Source organism: Psychrobacter piscatorii (genome assembly GCF_001444505.1).
Classification (GTDB): domain Bacteria; phylum Pseudomonadota; class Gammaproteobacteria; order Pseudomonadales; family Moraxellaceae; genus Psychrobacter; species Psychrobacter piscatorii_B.
This window is the reverse complement of record NZ_LNDJ01000092.1, coordinates 1-20,100: the sequence shown is the minus strand read 5'-3', so window position 1 is coordinate 20,100 and position 20,100 is coordinate 1. Positions and strand designations below refer to the sequence as shown.

Below are 20,100 nucleotides of genomic sequence, written 5' to 3'. Positions count from 1 at the left end.
ATTTATTACTGTGTACGTTTCTCTGGGGCGCAAGTTTTCCTGTCGGCAAGCATGCCTTGAGTGAAGTAAATGCATTAACCTTAGTCATGTGGCGTTTTAGCATTGCCTCGGTGTGTCTGTATCTTTATACAAAATATAAGCACATGCCAATCCCTAATCTCACACCCAAACAATGGGCGTGGGCGATTGGTGTATCCATCATTGGTGTTGGTGGCTTAAACTTGGGGCTGTTTACTGGGCTTGAACAGACCAATGCTAACAATGGTGCGTTGATTATGGCGCTTAGCCCGCTGGTGACTTCTTTGATTGGTTCTATAGCGCAGCGCCAGTTTCCTACCAAAGGCGCGCTGTTTAGTTTGGTGGTTTGTCTCTCTGGCGTACTGCTGGTACTGACCGATGGCGCATTTGCCAAACTGCTAGGGTTTGAATTTAACCATGGCGATCAAATGATTTTTTTAGGTATGCTGTGCTGGAGTCTCTATACTTATCTGACTCAAGGTATCAGCCGCTGGATGCCGATGATTCCTTATACCTTGGTCGGTATGCTGTCAGGTCTTGGGGTGATATCGCTCATGGTGTTATTTAGTGCAGAGGTACATCCATTGCAAGAAAGCTTAGCCATCAGTCGCAGTGTCTTTGGCGACTTGATATTTATTGGCGTCTTCGGCACGGTTGGGGGTTATCTATTGTGGATCTCTGGCGTCAAGCAGTTGGGCGCTGCTAATGCGTCGTTATTCTTTAATTTTGTGCCAGTGTTTGCTGCGCTCACGGCCTTTGCTTACGGTCAGCAAGTGACCGCTTTGCAATTATTAGGTATGGCGATTGTGATTGCAGGGCTATTGATACCCAGACTCGTCAAATGGCAATATCAGCGTCTGACCGTCCATAATGTCTAAGTGAGACGCAGTAGGTACTGACATTAGCCGCTAAAATGAGCTGCCAGTGTCAGTGTCATTTTATTCTATAATAAAATGCCTTGTTCTTTGGCAATCTGATCGATCAATTCTCGAGCGATACTGCCCTTTGGTGGAATCTTTGGCAGGTTAGAGAGATCAAAAAAATCAGCATGCGCCAGTTCGTCTTCTTGAATAATAATATCGCCACTGGCATAAGAGGCACGGAACCCAAGCATCAAATTGGAGGGAAATGGCCAAGGCTGGCTACTCACATAACGAATATCTGATACGCTGATATTGACCTCTTCTGCCACTTCACGTACCACTGCATGCTCAAGGTTCTCACCCACCTCGACAAACCCAGCGATCAAACCATACATGGGCGGCAGTTTTTGCTGTCCATGTCGATGGTGGTGCGCGAGTAAGATTTGCATTTCATCTGTTACTGGGTTTGGGCGGGTAATCGCCGTAATCACACATGGCTGGACGCGAGGATACTGGCGCAGCTGGCATACTGGACAAACCATGGCGCGCTCGCCTTGGTCAGCATGTACGGTAGGACTGGCACAGCGACTACAGAACTGCGTATCTGCTTGCCATCGTAGCAGCTGTATCGCTTGACTGATCTGGTCAGATAGGGCAACAGGTATGTTATTTATCAGCTGTCGATAAGGGACAAAGGTATCAGTACTGCTTTCGGCGATGATAGGCAGCGTCACGTTATGAGCGACTGCGTAATCATAAGTCATGGCAGTGGTGGACGGCGCAGTGAAGGTTTGGGCAGTGTTTTCATTGATCAAATCAGATGAAAGGCTATCCATATTATTATCATCAGATTGCCAGTGATTTGCCGATAGACTCTCATGTAGCGTCACGTGACCGAGCCGATAAGCTTGCTCGTCTGAACCAGTACTACTCTGTGGTAGTTGGATTTGTAATGGCCACCAACCATCTGGCATTTGACGGCATAAAACAGTGTCATCACTCAATATAAAAGCATGGGCCATAAAAGATTCCAAACAGTTTGAAGCAAATCCGTATCGATTTAGATACAGACTTATTTAACGTGAAGTATTCTGATTAAGTTTTATCGCCGCAAAATGACAAAATGGCGACGATAAAACCTGTGCAAGCAGTACTAAGCAGCAAGTAGATGACTTAAGCTTTGCTGGCCAACGTCAAGCGCTTGTTTACTGACAGGACGATTGTTCTCAAAACCATCCAGATGATGATCAACCGCCATAATAACATCAGCAATATAAGCCAGTGTATCGTCTTCGATACGTCGTCCACTCTCTATGCGCTTTTCGATATAAATGGCTAATTGACCAAGCATGCTGGCGGGTGTTGGCAAATGTAAAAAGCGCAATGCACCTGCCACTTGGCGCATCATTCCCGGTATATTCTGAATATTAAGCATGTCGCGTTCAGGCTCTGCCAAATAGTCGTTAATTGCTTGCTCGGCACTTGCAATGGCGGTACGGCTTTCTTGTATGAGGGTATCGTATGATGTATTGAGCTGATGCAATGAGATATGCTGATTATTCAGTGGTAAGTAGATCGCCCCTGGGGTATGCATCTCTGCCATTGCAATTGTAGCATTCTCTGCATGCATCAATGCCAGTAATAAGTGATCAAAATCATCCGGCGAAGGCGCCTGCCAATGGCTGACCGCACCGGCCGCTGTGATAAGACTATCAGCTGCATTGGACAATCCTAGCAGGCGCAGTGCTGAGCTCAGTTCAGTCAACTCTTCGATAATCTGGGCAGTTTTCATATCAACAGGATTGATGGAGTCGCCGCGTGCATAGCTGTCGACATTTTCTTTAATATTATTGATTTGAGACTGAATAATGTCATTTAGTGTATCGGTGAGTGCGCGATTGGGACCAAACAAGAAACGCTTCATTTCCTCAAGCTGATCGCCTTCTAGATGGTTGCTTGCATACTGCTCACGAAGCTGCTGCGCCTCAACCGTATCACGCTGACAGGCAAAATTGACCAAGTCTGCAAAACGCGTGTCCATCACTGGTAGGTAGCTTTGAAATTGCTGCTCTAAATAAATTAGCGTGTGCTTTTGGCTCAAGTTCAATGGCAAGACCGCTGCGATATCAGTCACGGCAGTAGTCGCTGCCTGCCAAAACAGACTGTTGGTATTTGCTGCGATCAACGCACAGGCAGCACTCATGGCATCGAGTTTTTGCTGATCGTTTGAGTCAATATTGCCATCTTGGTTGAGTAGGGCAACGCCAAGACCGCTACGATAGGCGTAAGTTAGCAGCTCTGTGTCTAGGTTAAGTGTGCTTAGTGGTTCGAAGTTTTTTTCAGGGTTGGCAATGATGACGCTACTGCTCCCAAAAGTAGAAAAGTCCTCGATCGTCATTGGTGGTTTTTGTCCATGCGCATTGAGCTTGTTAACCACTGGCAATAACAAAGTAGGCTCTACCGACTCAGTCAATAATACAAACTCGACATAGCGATCTAAAGTCATAATGGCTTCTGATAAATCCATGATGAGAGCCGTGTCATTGTTGTCGCCGTTGTCATAAAGGCGCTGTAGACCGTCAACGATCGCATTGTTTAACACTTCTGCACCAACAAGAGAAATCAGTTTAAAAATACAAGACAGCTGCTTTAAAACGCTAATAGAATCTGACAATAAAGGTGCTTGGCTACTATCGTCATTGAACTCGCTCAGATGAATCTCAGTATCTTTGAGCGTTGCGATAATCTCATCATGCAATAAGTGGAGTGACGGTAGGTTGAAATCAGTAACACTAAGCGTGGGGGCGGTTAACTTCATTTGCGCAGACTGGTCCATAAGTATTTTTCCATAATGTACTGATGAGAATGACGATGGTATCAATGGGGTAGTAAAAATATTGGTTAATGATGTTTTAACGTTTTATATGATAATAATCAAGGCTATATTGTACAAATGTTGGTGTAATTCAGGCTTGATGTAGCGACTACATATTGGCTTTTAGCTCAGGGTAGTCCTCTGCAAGAGAAGCGTACCAGCTTTGATTGGTGGTCTCATCTGACGTCGATGCTAGCAATAAATTGGCCAAATTGGCAAAACTGGTATGGGCAGTTTGCCCGCCCTCTGTGGGTGCGTCTTCTTCAATGGCAAGCGTCACTTGACCGCCAGTCATCGCCAAGTAAACTTCGGCTAAAATCTCTGAATCAAGTAAGGCGCCGTGAAAAGTACGGTCTTGCTTACCAACGTCTAGACGACGTACGAGGGCGTCCAACGTGTTCTTTTGTCCTGGATACTGCTGTTTTGCCATGACTAGTGAATCAGTTACTTGTACGCGCTCAGCAAAGTCATTGAGACCGACCTTAGCAAACTCCATGTTTAAGAAGTTCATATCAAAGGTGGCGTTGTGAGCGATAATCTCAGCACCATCCATAAAGTCGTATAATGACTGGGCAACTTGATCAAAGGTAGGCTTGTCCGCCAAAAATGCCTCAGAGATACCATGAATACGAATAACTTCATCATCCATGCCACGCTGCGGATTGATATAGACATGTAGTTTTTCACCAGTAAATTTACGCCCAACCATCTCAACAATACCGACCTCAATGACACGGTCACCTTTTAGCGCATCAAGCCCTGTGGTCTCTGTATCCATGATGAGCTGACGATTTGCTTCATGACGATGTATCGGTTTTGGCAATAGCGGTTTGAAATGAGGATTGGCACGGCTAGTATCCCCATCAAACTTGGGTGTATCAGTATCTATAGGTGGGATATCACTAGTCATGTCGGTATCATTCATGGGTACTTGGGCTTCTGGCATGGCTTTATTACTCATCATTTTGGGTGCGTGGTATTGATCGTAGTCAGGCGCTATCAGAGTATCATCAGGTATCATACGTTTTTCATGATGAGAATGACTGTCATTGATTCGTAACTCATCTTCTGATACATCGTCAAACTCGTCATCTACCATATCTAGACCCAATGGGTCGAACTTTAGCCAATCATCATTGGTGACAGGTTTTTTATCAGTCGCTATGCGGTCTTTTTTTTTAGGGGCGTCTGATTCGTTTATCACAGGTTTTTGTGCCACAGATTCTTCTATCATAGAGGAGTGACCACTGTTTGACGTAACCCCTAAGTTTGCCAGTTCGTCTGCTTTTTCATTACCGGCATGTCCAGCGTGACCCTTAACCCAGTGCCAACCAACATCACGCTGTTGACATAGCTTATCCAATTGTTGCCAAAGGTCTTGATTGGCGACGGGCTTTTTACTCGCTGTTTTCCAGCCTTTTTTCTTCCAGCCTTCAATCCATTCGGTGATGCCTTTTTGGACGTAGCTGGAGTCTGTCCAAATCTCAAGTTTTTGCTCATGTGAGCTATGTGTTAGGGCCTGTATCGCACCCATGAGCTCCATGCGATTATTGGTGGTTTCCGTATCACCGCCATATAAATCCTGCGTGCTACCATCGCTAAATATAAGGTGCGCGCCCCAACCGCCAGCGCCGGGATTACCTTTGCAGGCACCATCAGTGTACGCTACCGTTGTGTTTTTCTTGGCGGCTAGCGGATCAGTTGCGTTGCTTGTGTTAGAGTGTGGCATGGCGTTACGGTTGTCTGACATAGAGATGTATAAACCTGATAAATAGTAAGTATAAAAGTAGTATTAGAGCATCACGCTCATGCTAATTGAACAATGCTAGTGCCGCTGTGAGTATAACAAATCTATCGTAAATATGGGTGGTCGTGACGCACAAAATCATAAAACCAGCGATGGCAATGCATAACACAATAGTAACCTGATCGTTTTCTGTTAAAATAGCTTGGCTCGCTAAAAAACGTCTATTTTTTAGCGAAAATGCTTTTAAAGAATCTAATACCAGCGCGCTGTCTTTGTTACATTTGTCACAATAGTATCCACAGAAAATATTTGTAGATAGCTATTTGATAGTTTCCTTATGACAACGCGCTCAGTGCAAGTCTCCCATACATGACCGCAGGATAGCTTTATTATGTCTTTATGCTCAAGTATTTTTTATAAGCGACTGACGTATCTGATGCTCAGTGCTACGGCCAGCACAGTGCTCCTTTTGAGTGGCTGTAGTGATAACAGTAGCACTCAAGCAGATACCGAAGTTGCAGCAGATTTATCTGTCTTTGCAGGTTGTTATACGGTGAGTCAAGATGAGCCTGCGCAAATAAAGGTTAGCCAACAAGAAGGCGCTTGGGTGATGCAGATGAAAGAGCCTGCAAGTGCTAAGCGTGTGTGGGATGAGCCTGAAGCGTTAGAAGTGATTAAAAATAGTGATATACCGCAGTTTTTCTCTATTGATCCAGATAATGTCGATGCGGTCATTGGACGTCCTGATCGAGTGCTAGTATTGGCGCATGTCAAGCCTGCCTATGCCAATATCGACCCACTCTTAGACAGTGAGTATCTGTCTTATATTTACCGAGGTGCTAACACCATCTACCAAGTAGAGTGTGACGACGTCAATACCGATATATTGGCCAATCCACACGCCAACATCATTATCGATAATGTGAATGAGAGTAGTTAGATAAGTATTGCTCATAAGTAGCATAAATATCGTTGATGATCAATCGTATTTGCCCAAAACGATCTTGCTACAAGCCTTTAAATCAGTAGAGTCAAGCTATATGAATTTTTTTAGTTATGTCGTGTTAGGTGGGTTTTCTTATGCCGCGGGTTGGGCGATAAGAACGTATGTATTAGAAAAGCAGCCGAAGACTGACCAACCTTATAATCTCAAGCATCCTGCTATTTTGGCGTTCTTGGGTGGGTTTTTTATCGTTATGCTGATTGTTTCGTGGTTGATTGGTCGCTATGCGCTTGGTCATGTGGCGATTGACTTACCATTTATTATTGTCAACAGCCTCGTAGCAACCTTTGTGTATTCGTTTGGCCTCAATCCAGAAAAAGCAAGCTATGATGTGCCTGATTAATTATTGATGTGAGGTTGATTCAAATAGCAAAAGCCACAACCAGTATGATGGTTGTGGCTTTTTTTATATTACAGTGATGTTAGCACTTAAGGCATGAGCAATTATGATGCTTTTTTGAGATCAGTACTGGTTTCATTGTCATCTTCATCATCAGTGCTGCTTTTATCATGACTGATCTTGTCCGTGTGTTTGTCATTTTCCGATGTGCTTTTGGTGTCTGATTGTTGTTGTTTCCACGACTTGTATTTTTGCAAATCTTTTCTTGCCTGTTTTAGGCAGAACTTGAGTACAAGCGCATCATCGATATAACCGATAAACGGAATAGAGTCTGGAACAAGGTCAATAGGGTTTAGTGTGTATATTGCCCCAACCACGCCAGCTGAGAGGGTTCTAAAAGGAATCTTACGATAGTCACCTTTATAGTAGTCTTTGATTAGACTCATAAATAGCATCAAATCATCGCTAAAAGGTTCAAGATAACTATTGTCCTCTAGCTTTTCTTTAAGTTTGTCTTCTTTTCCAATCAAGTATTTCAAATTAGAAACGAGTGTTTTTTCTTTATCATTTTTCTTGGTAAACATAATTGTTGCCTTTATTTTTGTGCGATGAATTTGTATCTACAGTAACAAACATACTCGCCCCATGTTGTATGTCTCGGTAGCGAAAAAGTAAATATAGGTAAAGGCTTGGGTAACTTGACTGCTGGCAAGATGCGTTACAATGTTTGAGTATGACGGCGTCATTTGTGATGTGCGCTACTGCAAAAGATGACAATGTATAAATCATAAAAACAAAAATGTATAGGTAGTAACAACGTATGGGTTTAAAAATACCGTCCATCCAGCAATCAATAGAAGATAAAAACCTACAGTCAAACCTAGCTGATGAGCTTAATGTTGGCCTAAACCGTCGACAGTTTTTGCGCCGAATAGGTGTTGGCGCAGGTGCTGCGGCATTAGCAGCGCAAAGTATTCCTCACGCATTGGCTGCCAGCCTCATTGAGGCAGATAATAGCTCGCAGCTGACCAAAGACGATCTGCCGACTGCATTGTTGGATGAGCGCTCAGCGCAAACTTCTCTAATAACAAGCTGCACTACGCCCACGATTGAGACCAGACTGTTTGCCAGCTCCAATGTGGGCGGCAGTGATGAGCGCAATCAGTTGGCATTAGATCGTATGGCTTGTGCTGGGTTTAAAGTAGAGAATCCTGCTATTACCAATCGTCAGTATTTACGCTTTGCGGGAACGGATTCACAGCGTGCTAGCGATTTTCAAAATCTTGCCACTGGGGCAATAGCCGCGCCAAAGCTGCTGCTAGGTGTGCGCGGTGGTTACGGTGCCATGCGCATATTGCCTATGGTTGATTGGTTGACGCTGGGGCGTATTATGAAGGAGCGCGGCACGATACTCGCAGGGTTCAGTGATGTGACTGCGATCCAATGTGCGCTATTGGCGAAAGGGGCGATGAGTTCGCTTGCGGCACCGATGCTCTATAGCGAGTTTGGCAAAACTGCGCCTGATAAGGTCAGCTGTCGTCAGTTCGCCAAAGCCTTAACGGATTCTAATTTAACGATCACCATACAAGATGCTGCTCTAACCAGTCAGCAACTACCGACCATATTGACAGAGGGCGAGCCCAAAGTGCTCACTGGTACGATTTGGGGTGGTAACTTGAGTGTGGTCTCTGCGCTGGCAGGTAGCGAGTATTTACCGCGCATTGAGGGCGGTATTGTGTTTTTAGAGGATGTGGGCGAGCAGGCGTACCGTATTGAGCGTATGCTGTATGATTTGTATTTAGCGGGTGTGTTTAAAGGTCAACAAGCGATTGTGTTTGGGGCGTTGTCTGGTTCAGGCGAGGACAGCTATGACAAGCGTTATGATGTTGCCACAGTGATTCGTCAATTACATAAGCTGACTGGATTACCAATTTATAGTGGCATGCGATTTGGTCATATCGGCAGAAAATACAGTTTTCCGCTGGGAGTGACTTGCCAGCTGAGTCTTAATGTAAATGGCGGCTATCAGTTGGTATTTAACGATTACCCAACCATCAAGGCTGATGCCATCCAAGTGGAAGGCTTATGGCAGACTGCTTAAACGCTAATCACGGTCCTTTTTAAATAGCCAACCGCGAAAACTTATCTTGATATTCTTTAGGCGTCAGCTCTGTCGCACGTTTAAATAGACGCGTGAATGAAGAGATATCATCATAACCTACTTTATCGGCAAGCGACTTTATTGATACATCGCCTAATTCAAGTAAGCGTTTGGCTTGTTCAATTCTAACGGCCTGAATATACTCAATCGGTCGCATTGCTACGCAGGACTGGAAACGTCTATTTAAAGTGCGCGGGGTAATATTTACCATAGCGGCTAAACTACTGACCTGCAAAGAATGTTGAAAGTTCTCTTCGATATATTCTTGGACTTGTTTAATCAAATGGTCGGAATGTGGCTTGTGCAGGGTCACATTGGTATAGCTATTCTGACTGCCTCTTTTGCTATCAATGATTTGGGTTTTTGCTACTTGTGTAGAGATCTCACGTCCGCAGTACCGCTCAATCAATAATAGCCCCAAATCATAAAAGGCGCTGCCGCCAGCTGCACAAAATATATTGCCCGACTGATTTGTGGACTCGCTTCTTGAATGGGTCACAAACTGATTCTCTTGTAGGTCCACCAATGGAAAATCTGCCTTAAACTTATTAGCATAGCCCCAGTGTGTGGTGGCTATCTTATGATCTAACAATCCTGCCTTTGCCAAAAAAAATGCACCGCTACAGTTGCTTGCTATATCGGCTTTGGTATTCGCAAGCCGTACTAGGTGCGGCAGTAGCTCACTGTTTTGCTTCAACACCTTATCAATAGAGTCGCCAATAGTGGGCACAAGCAATAAATCACATTCTGTCACGTCTCGGATATCACAGTGGGCTTGCATGATTAAGCGATTACTGCACCTAATATCACCGCCACCCAAGCTTGCGATTTGCACATTAAATCGTGGCTCTACAGACTCATTCGAGAAGCGCTGCCAGCTGACCCCCGTGAATGAAAACAAGTCCAACGCTCCAGAGAGTACACTGCCAAGCACACCATCGAAGCCGAGAATGATCATTTTAAAGGGTTTGAAATAGGGCATAAGTCACTCGTTTCCTTTGCTGTGCTGACCAAAATAGCCATTATTTGGTTGATTTTAACCAGTTAGATACTCTGTTTATGTCTTATTTGACCATAATTATGTCATAAATGACAATACGGACAGGTGTCAAATTAGACTAATATCAGTTGATAACCACATTTAATCAGTTAACGAGAATACTATGGCCGCAGATACCCTCTTAAACGATTTTGAATTACCTTTCCAATTGTATGATGTACTAGGCACGGAAACACTCACCGAGCACGCAAAGTTTTCAGAGCATAGCCGTGAGACATTTGATGCTGTGCTAGAGACAGCAAATAAGATTGCGACTGATTTATTTCTACCGCATAACCATATTGCGGATAAAAACGAGCCGCAGTTCGATGGTAAAAAAGTCAGCATGATAAATGATGTAAAAGTCGCTTTTGATGCGTTCCGTGAGTCTGGCTTTATTGCAGGTCGTTATAGTTTTGAAGACGGCGGCATGCAGTTACCTGAAACGGTTATGACTGCTGTGGCAGGCTACTTTATGGCAGCCAATCCATCAACGACTGCCTATCCATTTCTGACCACTGCGGCAATCAACGTCATCTCTCATTTTGCTAGTGATGATATCAAAGCAGCCTTTATGCCGCGTATGCTGACAGGTGAATTTACTGGCACTATGGCTTTAACAGAGCCGCATGCAGGTTCATCGCTTGCCGATATCAAAACCATCGCCGTAAAACAAGACGATGGCTCGTACCGCGTCAAAGGTAGCAAGATTTATATCTCAGCAGGTGACCACGAGCTGTCTGATAATATCGTACATTTGGTATTGGCCAAAGTGCCAGGTGGACCAGGTGGCGTAAAAGGCATCTCTTTATTTGCCGTGCCTAAGTATCGCTTGAACGATGACTTGTCTGTTAGCGAGCGCAATGACGTACATTTGACTGGACTCATTCATAAGCTTGGTTATAGAGGTGCAACTTCTACAGCATTGAGCTTCGGTGACGAAGGCGATTGTCATGGTTATTTAATCGGCGAAGAGCATTTTGGCTTGCGCTATATGTTCAAGATGATGAACGAGGCACGTATTGCAGTTGGTTTTGGTGCTTCTATGATTGGTTATCGCGGTTATCAGTACTCACTCGATTATGCCAAAGACAGAACGCAAGGCAGAATCGCCCCGAATAATAAACCTGAAGATGCGGCAACCGCTATTATCAATCATGGTGACGTAAAGCGCATGCTATTGGCGCAAAAAGCCTACTCTGAGGGTGGTATCTCATTATGTCTATATGGTTCAAACTTGATTGACCGTATCAATACTTGTGAAGATGAAACCTTAAAAAACGAGCTAACAGAATTGTTAGATCTGCTAACGCCCGTACTAAAAGCATGGCCGTCTGAATATGGGCCAAAAGCAAATGATTTGGGTATTCAAGTATTGGGCGGTGCAGGTTATACACGTGAGTATCAAGCCGAGCAGTTTTGGCGTGACAATCGCCTAAATCCTATCCATGAAGGCACAAATGGTGTGCAGGCATTGGATTTGTCATTTCGTAAGTTGTGGCAAAAAGGTGGTCTGGGCATTCAAATCCTAAAGCGTGAAATCACACAGGATCTAGAAAATATCACTACACCAGAGAGCGCCCAGCTTGCAGGCAAGCTGATGCCTTATATGGGTCAGCTGCATGAAGTGCTCGTGCATTTGGGCAAAGTGTTGCAGACAGAAGAAGCGCTGACATTGACTGGTAATGCTCAAGCATTAATGAATATTTTTGCCTCAATTGTACTGAGCTGGATTTGGATTCGCCAAGCCAGTAAAGCCGAGCAGCTACTAAGTACGACGCAAGATGTCGAGCAGCAGAATTTTTATAAAGGCAAGATACAAGCGGCCAAATACTTCATCGATTGGGAACTACCATTAGTTAAACGCGACATCGAATTATTAACCAACACCAACTCGGTTTGCACTGATATGCAAGCGGACTGGTTCTAAGAACAACTCTAAGGAAAGAGACATGACAACGATAAACAAACAATGGCGCCTAAAAGCAAGACCTGTAGGCGAGCCAAGCGCTGAGACTTGGGATTATACCGAGACAGAAATACCGACGATTACTGATGGTCAGTTGCTGATTAAGGTTGAATACATCTCTATCGATCCGGCGATGCGGGGTTGGTTGAACGATGCCAAATCTTATATCGCACCACTACAAATTGGTGAGGTTATGCGCGCCGGTACCGTGGGTGAAGTGATTGAAAGTAAGCATGAGAAATTTGCAGTAGGTGACTATGTCGCAGGTCACGACGGCGTGCAGTCATATGCGGTCAGCGATGGTACAGGTCTGCATAAAGTTGATCCGAAACTGGCGCCATTGTCTTATTACTTAGGCGTCCTCGGTATGCCGGGGATGACAGGGTATTTCGGTCTCCTAAAAACGGGTCAGCCAAAAGCTGGTGAGACGGTAGTAGTATCAGGAGCTGCTGGTGCCGTTGGTAGCTTGGTCGGTCAGATTGCCAAAATTAAAGGCTGCCGCGTTGTCGGTATCGCAGGCGGCGCTGAGAAATGCAAATTCTTGGTCGATGAGCTTGGGTTTGATGCGACGATTGATTACAAAAACGAAGATGTGAAAAAAGCACTAAAGAAAACCTGCCCAGACGGTGTCGATGTGTACTTTGACAACGTAGGCGGTGATATCTTAAATGACGTGCTTACTCAAATAAACCTGCATGCGCGTATCGTTATTTGTGGTGCGATTAGTCAGTATAATAACACTTCAGAGGTAAAAGGTCCTTCGAACTATTTATCATTATTGGTCAATCGTGCTCGCATGGAAGGCATTGTGGTGTTTGATAATATCAAAGAATATCCAATCGCCATGAAAGAGATTGCAGGCTGGATTCAGTCAGGCGACATCAAAGTAAAAGATCATATCGTTGAGGGGATTGAGACATTCCCTGATACGCTTATGATGCTCTTTAACGGTGAAAACTTCGGCAAACTGGTACTTAAAGTAAAGGAATAACTCATGACACTGAATACAAACGGAATTGCATCAGATGTAACGGGTAAGCGTATTTTGATCACAGGCGGCGCATCAGGCATCGGTGCGGCAAGCGCGCTGCTGCTGGCCAGTCGCGGCGCTAAGGTCGTGATCGGTGATATGGCAGAAGAGATGGGTGAGTCTGTTGCCCAGCAAGGCCGAGATGCTGGCAACAGTATCGTCTTCAAAAAAGTAGACGTGACCAGTGGTGATGAAGTGCGTACGTTGTTTGACTTTGCAGTAGAAACGCTTGGTGGCCTAGATGTGGTGGTCAATAACGCGGGTATCGACCACAAGCCTTCGCCCATGCATGAGCTAAGCGATGATGATTTTGATCGTAATATCGCCGTGAATTTAAAAGGTGTGTGGCACTGTATGCGTGCTGCGGTCAATTGTATGCTGCCTAATGGCGGTGGTCATGTGATCAACGTCGCCTCTATTGCTGGTCTTCGTTCAGCGCCTATGATTTCAGCCTACAGTGCAGCTAAACATGGGGTTATGGGTCTGACTAAATCTGCTGCCCATGAGTATGCCCGTGCCAATATCCGTTTTAACGCGGTATGCCCAAGCTTCATTGATACGCCAATGGTACGCAACACCATGGCAACGATGGATGAGCGTACACAGCAAGCAACGATTAAGGCCAGTCCACTGCGCCGCCTAGGAAACGTCAGTGAAATCTCTAGTGCGATTGCGTGGCTTGCCAGCGATGAAAGCGGCTTTATGAATGGTCATGCCTTCACCTTAGATGGTGGTATGCTAGCGTAACTGTGATCGTTGAGCGCTCTTTGTTTAGTTCATTAGTGCTCGATAATCGCTGTTAGTTATGACAGCGATTATCTGCGTTTAGTTATCTGATTTTAGATATATGAATTCAGCGCTCAAAAATTATTGAAAATATAAAGTTTATAAAAATATAAGGAATAATGATGAAAGATTTATTTGATTTAACCGGTAAGGTTGCTCTAGTAACTGGTGCTAGCCGTGGTATTGGTGAGTCTATTGCCCGTCTATTGGCATCAAGAGGCGCGCACGTTATCGTATCTAGCCGCAAAATCGATGCTTGCCAAGCAGTCGCTGATAGCATCAAAGCTGACGGTCATAAAGCCAGTGCCTTTGCCTGTCATGTGGGAGATATGGAGCAAATTGACGCGGTTTTTGAGCATATCAAAAGTGAGTTTGGTCAAATTGATATCTTGGTCAATAACGCTGCAGCCAACCCGTATTATGGCCATATTTTAGATACAGACTTAGCCGCTTTTGATAAAACGGTGGAGGTCAACATTCGTGGTTACTTCTTTATGTCAACAGCCGCTGGCAAAATGATGAAAGAGCAGGGTGGCGGTGTTATATTGAATACGGCTTCGGTCAATGGACTGGTGGCAGGTGATAAGCAAGGAATTTACTCAATCACTAAAGCGGCAGTTATTAGCATGACCAAGGCCTTTGCCAAAGAATGTGGTCCACTTAATATCCGTGTGAATGCGTTATTACCAGGCCTGACGGATACCAAGTTTGCCTCAGCCTTGACGACCAATGATAAAGTCTTAAAAATGGCACTACACTCGATTCCACTAGGGCGCGTGGCGGAACCTGATGAAATGGCTGGTACTGTATTGTATCTGGTGTCGGATGCGTCAAGCTATACCACAGGCGCGACTATCGTTGTCGATGGTGGTATGCTGGCTTAATTAGCTAATCTATAAGACATAGGTTAGATAAGAAAGTAATTGTTTAAAACTGCATGAGATAAATTTTCATGCGGTTTTTTTGTTTTCATTTTTAATGAATTGCATAGCTACTCTTCATACCTTGTCATTGAATAGACGGTTAGTGCGAAGTAAAAATGGGCTATACCGTGGCATAATTAATTTAAATAACCAAAAGGAGTCAAATATGGACTCATTGACCAATCATCAAGTTAAAACTATTTCTCAAAATAAAACATGGCTATTTGTGCCAGCGACTCGCATCGATAGGATAGAAAAAGCCTTTGCTAGTGGTGCAGATGCTGTGATTGTGGATTTAGAAGATGCCGTTGCCAAACAAGACAAAGCGGAGGCTCGAGACGCGTTAAAAAACTACTACGATGAGCAAAATTCAAAGCAAACTTATCAGCCTATTTGGCTACGTATCAATAAAGCGGGCAGCGAGGAGTTTTTCAAAGACATCGTACTCTGTCAGAGAATGCCTAACTTGGCGGGCGTGTTATTGGCTAAGGCTGAGCGCGCCGAAGATATCGAAAGCATACACCAGCTGACAGGTCTACCTGTAATCGCTTTGATAGAGAGTGCCATCGGGCTATACCAAATCGACAGTATGGCAAAAGCAGTCGGGTTGGCCGCGTTTAGTTATGGATTTTTGGATCTGTGTAATGATCTGCAAGTACAAGTAGGAACGCCTGCTGCTGATATCATTGCCAATCAAATCCGCTATCAATTAATCCTGACGTCAAAAGTGCACCAATTGTCGCCGCCCATCGATACGATTTATCCTGATTTTAAAGATGAGTCAGGGTTAAGTAATCGAGTAAATTTGTGGTCGCAGATGGGCATGTCAGGAATGCTGTGTATTCACCCCAAACAAGTGGCAGTCGTCCAACAAGCATTGCAACCAACAGATGAGACCTTGTTATTTGCACAGCGTGTAGTCGAGGAGTATGAGCGGAGCGGGCAGGCAGTATTCAAAATAGATGGCGAGATGGTCGATGCACCAGTGATTTAGCGCAGTCGTCAACTTTTGGAAAGGCAGCGGTTATTAGCAAAGTAGCAGACAAATCTATAATGCTTTATCATGAGCCATATCTACTCGTATATAAAAGCACATTATGATTTTTATCAATAACCATATTAGCCTCAATGATAATGAGGTAGAGATTAGTGCCATACGCGCACAAGGTGCAGGCGGGCAGAATGTCAATAAAGTCTCCTCTGCCATTCATCTACGTTTTAATATTCACACCTCAAGTTTGAGCGATGAGTACAAGCAGCGTTTGCTGGACAGTAAAGACAGCCGTATCACCAAAGAAGGCGTACTTATCATCAAAGCGCAGCAGTTTCGTACGCAAGAGCGCAATAAAATCGATGCGTTTGAAAGGCTACAAAGCTTTATTACAAAATCCACTCATGTCAATAAAACCAGACGGCCCACCAAACCCAGTCGGAATGCCAAACGCAAACGGGTAGATCAAAAAACCCAGCGCGGCAAAACCAAAGCCTTACGCGGTAAAGTGGATTTTTAGAGAGTTTGTGATATTAGATTTTATCGTTGAGAGGTTTTGCGACAGAACAGCTATAAAGCAAAAGCCATCGTAGGTTATGGCGGTTTTTGAATTTATAGTGGTATAGGCGAGAAATTACCACCTATACCGTTATGCTAGATTACATAGTTATTTAGAATGCGCCATTAAGTCCAATAAATAGACTGGTTGAGTCGTCGTCATCACCTTGTGAATGTGTGACACCAGCATTTGCGTTCAATAGACCAAAGTTTCTAGACACTCCAAGTGTCATGGCAACGTTATCATCGTCAGTTTCGACCATAGGTGTCTCAAAACTAATGTTAGATAGCGTATTCAAACGTGCTGTTACCGCTTCGCGATTGTCACTCAGCTGCTTTTGATAATGAATATCACCAAATAAGTTGAGGTTCTCCATCAAGGTATGGTTGGCTTTGAGACCAATCTTGCCGTATGTCGTAGAATACTTCTGCTCATCGAACTGCATGGCAATGCCAGACATCTCTTTTTCTTTGAGTCCATCAATTTTTACGCGGCTCGCTGTTGCACCGATATAAGGTGTGACGGCAATATTACTTACCTGCAATGGGTAGCCTGCCTGCACATTGGCGTAATATCGCTTACCATCAGCATTTGACTTGAACTGTTGTTGGTTGCTGCCAAGTGTGACAGAACGTGTGACATCGACGTCCATGTTGCCAAATCCTGCAGCACCATTTATCTGTAAACCACCAAACTTATTACTATGATAGACACCAAAACCAACTTCTCCCAGATCAATATCACTCAAACCTGTGCCGACATCTGAGTTTTCAAAGTCTTTTTGAGTGATGTTGCCGTATAAGCCTGTCACGGCATTGGCTGAATTAGGATGAGCAAAATCTACACCAAGTAATACTTGGGTATTATTATCACCATCAAACCCTGCAATGTCTTGATTGGCGACTTCACCGACAGCCCATAGTGTACGAGCAGGTTTTTGCTCACTGCTTTGGATTTGGTTGACGTGTGACTGTAAGCGCTCATTGGTTGCAAGTCCGGTTGTCGTTGCAATATGTGGCAGCACACCGATTAAGCTAGGCGCAGTGACTACAGCGTTTGCATAGTCAGCAATCATTTGATGCGCCTGACCGGTCGGGTGAATGCCATCAGCGAAAAAGTAGGTTTCGTTGGCATCAGGTGTTTCTAGATTGCTTGACCCGCAAAATAGTGAGCTATCAGTAACCAAGTTTTCAGTACAGGCTGGCGTGGTCATATTAGTAAATCCATAAGCCGTAGGATTACTAGCGATTTGTTGTAATAAGCTAAACATATCTAGCGGTATGATGTTCGCACCAGTAGCTGCTACGCCACTAAGCATAAATTGATTATATAGACTAGTAGCGCCAGTACTTTGCGCTTGAATAGTTTGATTTGGAATGTTAGCAATAACATCAGCACTTTCACCATCTTCAATAGCTTTTTTGACAGCTGCATCGGCAGCTGTCTGTGCTGCGATAATTCTTGGAGTTAAACCAATATCAGGAATATTGGGCACTAAAATATATTTGGCACCATTGTCTTTTAGTGCATTAATCGTTTTGGTTTGGCTAGCTACTGCTCCAAGTATCGTAGCTTGGGCATTGTTAGTAGGGTCCGCTGCTGCAAGCAAGTCATTTGCCCCTGCCCATACCACATAAAGTCCATTAGGATCTACTTGATTATTATCAATATAATTATTAACTTGGCTATTGGCAGAAGCCACTGGAATACCAAAAGCAGTGACATCTACGCCTGCTCTTGCACCGCCAATTGCATAATTATTACCTGTCTGACTACCATTATAAGTATTGGCGACAGCAGTAGTACCTAGTTGTTCAGCGAATGACGTTGCCCATGTATTATCAGGGTTAGTAGTAAATTGACTTGACTCTTCAAGCCCAAACGCACCTTGAGTGAGGGGGCTAAAATATCCGCCATCCGTTAAACTGTCGCCAAAAAAGGTGACACTGTCATAAGCATTTGCGTGAGAAATACCAGCTACAGATAGGCTGATGGCAAGCATGCTTTTAGTGAAAGTTTTGAGATTAGTATGACCAACTATGGAGCGAGCGGTATTACGGGGCATAGCGACATCCTTGTCATTAATGTAATAGATTGTCAATCGAGTGTAACTATTTTTTAGAAGGCTAGCAATCATTTTGATTACAACATCAAAATAATATTGTCTTATTTTTACAACTTTTGTATAGTCAATCAATATTAGAAGTGGTACAAAGCAGACGAGTGCAAGTACTACAGTAGTAGGCTAAACGAGTCTAACGCTGTAACACTTTAATAGTGGTTCGACTATATCCTTAAAAGAAATCTAGCAAGCCTTGCAAGGCTGTACTATTACCTAACCATTTTATTACATACATCACTACTTTTAATCATTCACAAAGCATCGGTATCAATAGATAGATTACACTTAGCCAAGTCGCCGACTCAACTCAGGGAAGCGTTTTATCATAAATAACATTAGGAGCAGAGCGATACTCGCAATAGCCGCGCCGACATAACCCACGCTTGATATCGAGATATGCGTCACTGCATAGCCACCAAATAGCGCACCTGTACCAATGCCTAAATTGATAATACCTGAGAACATCGCCATCAGCATGTCTTGTGCATTGACATCGACCATGATGACTTTTGCCTGCATTGAGATAATCAGTAGCATGAGTGCCGCGCCCCAAAGCAGTGCACTAACACTAAGCGCCCAAACGGACGTCACGACAAACAGCAATGTCAGCATAGAGACAAGTATTAATATCGTAGATACCAGCATCAATTGGGTGTTATATCTATCACCCCAACGACTGAATATCACACTGCCCAAAATGCCTGCTGCCCCAAACAGTAGTAGCACAAAAGTAGCTGCGTTTTCGCTGATATTACCGACCTGACGCATAAAGGGTTCTATGTAAGAGTAGGCCGTATAGTGTGCGGTAAAGACGAGCAAGATAAGCAAATATAGACAGACCAGTAAAGGGTTCTTGAGTAGTTCTGGAATCTTTCTAAAAGACCCCTCAAACATACTTGGTAAGGTAGGTAATAGTCTCGCTTGCAAAATAAAGACGACAAGCGCAATGCCACCAATGCCGCCAAATGTCGCGCGCCAACCAAACCATTGACCAACCAACCGTCCCAACGGCACACCGAGTACCATCGCAAGCGACGTCCCAGTCGCGAGTACACTCAGCGCCATGGCTTTCTTGCCTTCGGGTGCCACACGTATGGCGATTGCTGCTGTGATGGACCAAAATATCGCATGCGACAGCGCAATCCCAACTCGGCTAATGAGCAGTACGTCAAAACTCCATGCAAATACAGATAGCATATGACTGGCAATAAAGACGGCAAACAGCCCTAAGAGTAACCGTTTACGCTCAAATCGACTGGTCAATAGCATCAGCGGCAATGACATCGCTGCCACAATCCAAGCATAGAGCGTCAACATCCAGCCCGTTTCTGCTGTGGTAATAGAGAAGTCTTGGGCGATATCGCTCAATAGCGCCACAGGGACAAATTCTGTGGTGTTCATAATAAAGGCACTAACGCCCATCAAAAATACTTGAAAATACTGAGTTCGGCGAGCGTTCGCGCTCGCCTCAAGGTTATGTGTCATAAAATCCAATACAAAGCAGGTGCTAGGGCGTGTCCCTAATTCAAACGTTTATCACTAAATGGGCTAAAAATGGCTAAATCTTTGACAAACGGCGTCAAATAGCTAGTCAATATCTCGATATTAACCAGCTATTTTCCTTGTTTGTCTGCGATTTATATTATCTTTATCACCATTTTTAAAATAGGGACA

The 20,100-nt window shown here is 44.2% G+C and carries 17 protein-coding genes; 10 read left to right on the top strand and 7 right to left on the bottom strand.

Going from position 1 to position 20,100, the window contains the following annotated elements; all coding sequences use genetic code 11:
• Positions 1–896: DMT family transporter (locus tag AS194_RS10120; protein ID WP_083499662.1), on the top strand; the 896-nt coding region annotated here is incomplete at its 5' end.
• A gap of 65 nt (positions 897–961) precedes the next feature.
• On the opposite strand, the gene nudC is transcribed toward AS194_RS10120, so the two are convergent.
• The 3 genes from nudC to dnaQ all read right to left on the bottom strand — a co-directional run bounded on the left by nudC (position 962) and on the right by dnaQ (position 5,506).
• Entirely contained in the window at positions 962–1,903 is a 942-nt protein-coding gene (gene nudC, locus AS194_RS10115) for an NAD(+) diphosphatase (RefSeq protein WP_058025394.1), read from the bottom strand.
• Between the two features lie 131 nt (positions 1,904–2,034).
• The gene (locus tag AS194_RS10110; RefSeq protein ID WP_058025393.1) at positions 2,035–3,717 is read right to left on the bottom strand and encodes a hypothetical protein; all 1,683 of its coding nucleotides are present in this window, start codon (positions 3,715–3,717) and stop codon (positions 2,035–2,037) included.
• 148 nt (positions 3,718–3,865) lie between these two features.
• Positions 3,866–5,506: a DNA polymerase III subunit epsilon gene (gene dnaQ, locus AS194_RS10105; protein ID WP_058025392.1), complete on the bottom strand. Its 1,641-nt coding sequence runs from the start codon at positions 5,504–5,506 to the stop codon at positions 3,866–3,868.
• 388 nt (positions 5,507–5,894) lie between these two features.
• Between dnaQ and AS194_RS10100 the strand changes: the two genes are divergently transcribed.
• Entirely contained in the window at positions 5,895–6,443 is a 549-nt protein-coding gene (locus tag AS194_RS10100) for a hypothetical protein (protein WP_227511631.1), read from the top strand.
• Positions 6,444–6,543: 100 nt separating this feature from the next.
• Complete coding sequence (locus AS194_RS10095; protein ID WP_058025396.1) at positions 6,544–6,849, top strand: hypothetical protein; 306 nt, start codon at positions 6,544–6,546, stop codon at positions 6,847–6,849.
• A 101-nt stretch (positions 6,850–6,950) separates the two neighbouring features.
• Here the strand turns inward: AS194_RS10095 and AS194_RS10090 are convergent, their stop codons facing one another.
• Positions 6,951–7,430, bottom strand: coding sequence for a YkvA family protein (locus tag AS194_RS10090; RefSeq protein ID WP_058025390.1), 480 nt, complete (start codon positions 7,428–7,430; stop codon positions 6,951–6,953).
• Positions 7,431–7,666: 236 nt separating this feature from the next.
• Here AS194_RS10090 and AS194_RS10085 point away from each other — a divergent pair, with 236 nt between their 5' ends.
• Complete coding sequence (locus tag AS194_RS10085) at positions 7,667–8,947, top strand: LD-carboxypeptidase (RefSeq protein ID WP_083499661.1); 1,281 nt, start codon at positions 7,667–7,669, stop codon at positions 8,945–8,947.
• 19 nt (positions 8,948–8,966) lie between these two features.
• Here AS194_RS10085 and AS194_RS10080 read toward each other — a convergent pair whose 3' ends face one another.
• Complete coding sequence (locus AS194_RS10080; RefSeq protein ID WP_058025389.1) at positions 8,967–9,989, bottom strand: GlxA family transcriptional regulator; 1,023 nt, start codon at positions 9,987–9,989, stop codon at positions 8,967–8,969.
• A gap of 181 nt (positions 9,990–10,170) precedes the next feature.
• Here AS194_RS10080 and AS194_RS10075 point away from each other — a divergent pair, with 181 nt between their 5' ends.
• From AS194_RS10075 to arfB, 6 genes are all read left to right on the top strand, one after another.
• The gene (locus tag AS194_RS10075) at positions 10,171–11,976 is read left to right on the top strand and encodes an acyl-CoA dehydrogenase (protein ID WP_058025388.1); all 1,806 of its coding nucleotides are present in this window, start codon (positions 10,171–10,173) and stop codon (positions 11,974–11,976) included.
• 22 nt (positions 11,977–11,998) lie between these two features.
• Positions 11,999–13,006 (top strand): NADP-dependent oxidoreductase, encoded by a 1,008-nt coding sequence (locus tag AS194_RS10070; protein WP_058025387.1) that lies wholly within the window; start codon positions 11,999–12,001, stop codon positions 13,004–13,006.
• A gap of 3 nt (positions 13,007–13,009) precedes the next feature.
• Entirely contained in the window at positions 13,010–13,792 is a 783-nt protein-coding gene (locus AS194_RS10065) for an SDR family NAD(P)-dependent oxidoreductase (RefSeq protein ID WP_058025386.1), read from the top strand.
• A 158-nt stretch (positions 13,793–13,950) separates the two neighbouring features.
• The gene (locus AS194_RS10060; protein WP_264753449.1) at positions 13,951–14,715 is read left to right on the top strand and encodes an SDR family oxidoreductase; all 765 of its coding nucleotides are present in this window, start codon (positions 13,951–13,953) and stop codon (positions 14,713–14,715) included.
• Between the two features lie 205 nt (positions 14,716–14,920).
• A complete protein-coding gene (locus AS194_RS10055; RefSeq protein ID WP_058025384.1) occupies positions 14,921–15,748 on the top strand; it encodes an HpcH/HpaI aldolase/citrate lyase family protein in 828 nt (275 codons plus the stop codon).
• A 103-nt stretch (positions 15,749–15,851) separates the two neighbouring features.
• Positions 15,852–16,265: an alternative ribosome rescue aminoacyl-tRNA hydrolase ArfB gene (gene arfB, locus AS194_RS10050; protein WP_058025383.1), complete on the top strand. Its 414-nt coding sequence runs from the start codon at positions 15,852–15,854 to the stop codon at positions 16,263–16,265.
• Positions 16,266–16,416: 151 nt separating this feature from the next.
• Here arfB and AS194_RS10045 read toward each other — a convergent pair whose 3' ends face one another.
• Together AS194_RS10045 and AS194_RS10040 are read right to left on the bottom strand one after the other, a co-directional pair.
• On the bottom strand, positions 16,417–18,369 hold the full coding sequence (locus AS194_RS10045; protein ID WP_058025382.1) for an autotransporter domain-containing protein: 1,953 nt from the start codon (positions 18,367–18,369) through the stop codon (positions 16,417–16,419).
• Between the two features lie 342 nt (positions 18,370–18,711).
• Positions 18,712–19,911: a sugar transporter gene (locus tag AS194_RS10040; RefSeq protein ID WP_058025381.1), complete on the bottom strand. Its 1,200-nt coding sequence runs from the start codon at positions 19,909–19,911 to the stop codon at positions 18,712–18,714.
• Positions 19,912–20,100 lie beyond the last annotated feature (189 nt).

Excerpts from the sequence above, each read along its gene's own strand:
- AS194_RS10055 (WP_058025384.1), top strand. The coding sequence starts at position 14,921 with ATGGACTCATTGACCAATCATCAAGTTAAAACTATTTCTCAAAATAAA.
- AS194_RS10090 (WP_058025390.1), bottom strand. The coding sequence starts at position 7,430 with ATGTTTACCAAGAAAAATGATAAAGAAAAAACACTCGTTTCTAATTTG.
- AS194_RS10065 (WP_058025386.1), top strand. The coding sequence starts at position 13,010 with ATGACACTGAATACAAACGGAATTGCATCAGATGTAACGGGTAAGCGT.
- AS194_RS10100 (WP_227511631.1), top strand. The coding sequence starts at position 5,895 with ATGTCTTTATGCTCAAGTATTTTTTATAAGCGACTGACGTATCTGATG.
- AS194_RS10110 (WP_058025393.1), bottom strand. The coding sequence starts at position 3,717 with ATGGACCAGTCTGCGCAAATGAAGTTAACCGCCCCCACGCTTAGTGTT.
- AS194_RS10070 (WP_058025387.1), top strand. The coding sequence starts at position 11,999 with ATGACAACGATAAACAAACAATGGCGCCTAAAAGCAAGACCTGTAGGC.
- AS194_RS10060 (WP_264753449.1), top strand. The coding sequence starts at position 13,951 with ATGATGAAAGATTTATTTGATTTAACCGGTAAGGTTGCTCTAGTAACT.
- dnaQ (WP_058025392.1), bottom strand. The coding sequence starts at position 5,506 with ATGTCAGACAACCGTAACGCCATGCCACACTCTAACACAAGCAACGCA.
- AS194_RS10085 (WP_083499661.1), top strand. The coding sequence starts at position 7,667 with ATGGGTTTAAAAATACCGTCCATCCAGCAATCAATAGAAGATAAAAAC.
- nudC (WP_058025394.1), bottom strand. The coding sequence starts at position 1,903 with ATGGCCCATGCTTTTATATTGAGTGATGACACTGTTTTATGCCGTCAA.
- AS194_RS10045 (WP_058025382.1), bottom strand. The coding sequence starts at position 18,369 with ATGCCCCGTAATACCGCTCGCTCCATAGTTGGTCATACTAATCTCAAA.
- AS194_RS10080 (WP_058025389.1), bottom strand. The coding sequence starts at position 9,989 with ATGCCCTATTTCAAACCCTTTAAAATGATCATTCTCGGCTTCGATGGT.
- AS194_RS10040 (WP_058025381.1), bottom strand. The coding sequence starts at position 19,911 with ATGACACATAACCTTGAGGCGAGCGCGAACGCTCGCCGAACTCAGTAT.
- AS194_RS10095 (WP_058025396.1), top strand. The coding sequence starts at position 6,544 with ATGAATTTTTTTAGTTATGTCGTGTTAGGTGGGTTTTCTTATGCCGCG.
- arfB (WP_058025383.1), top strand. The coding sequence starts at position 15,852 with ATGATTTTTATCAATAACCATATTAGCCTCAATGATAATGAGGTAGAG.
- AS194_RS10075 (WP_058025388.1), top strand. The coding sequence starts at position 10,171 with ATGGCCGCAGATACCCTCTTAAACGATTTTGAATTACCTTTCCAATTG.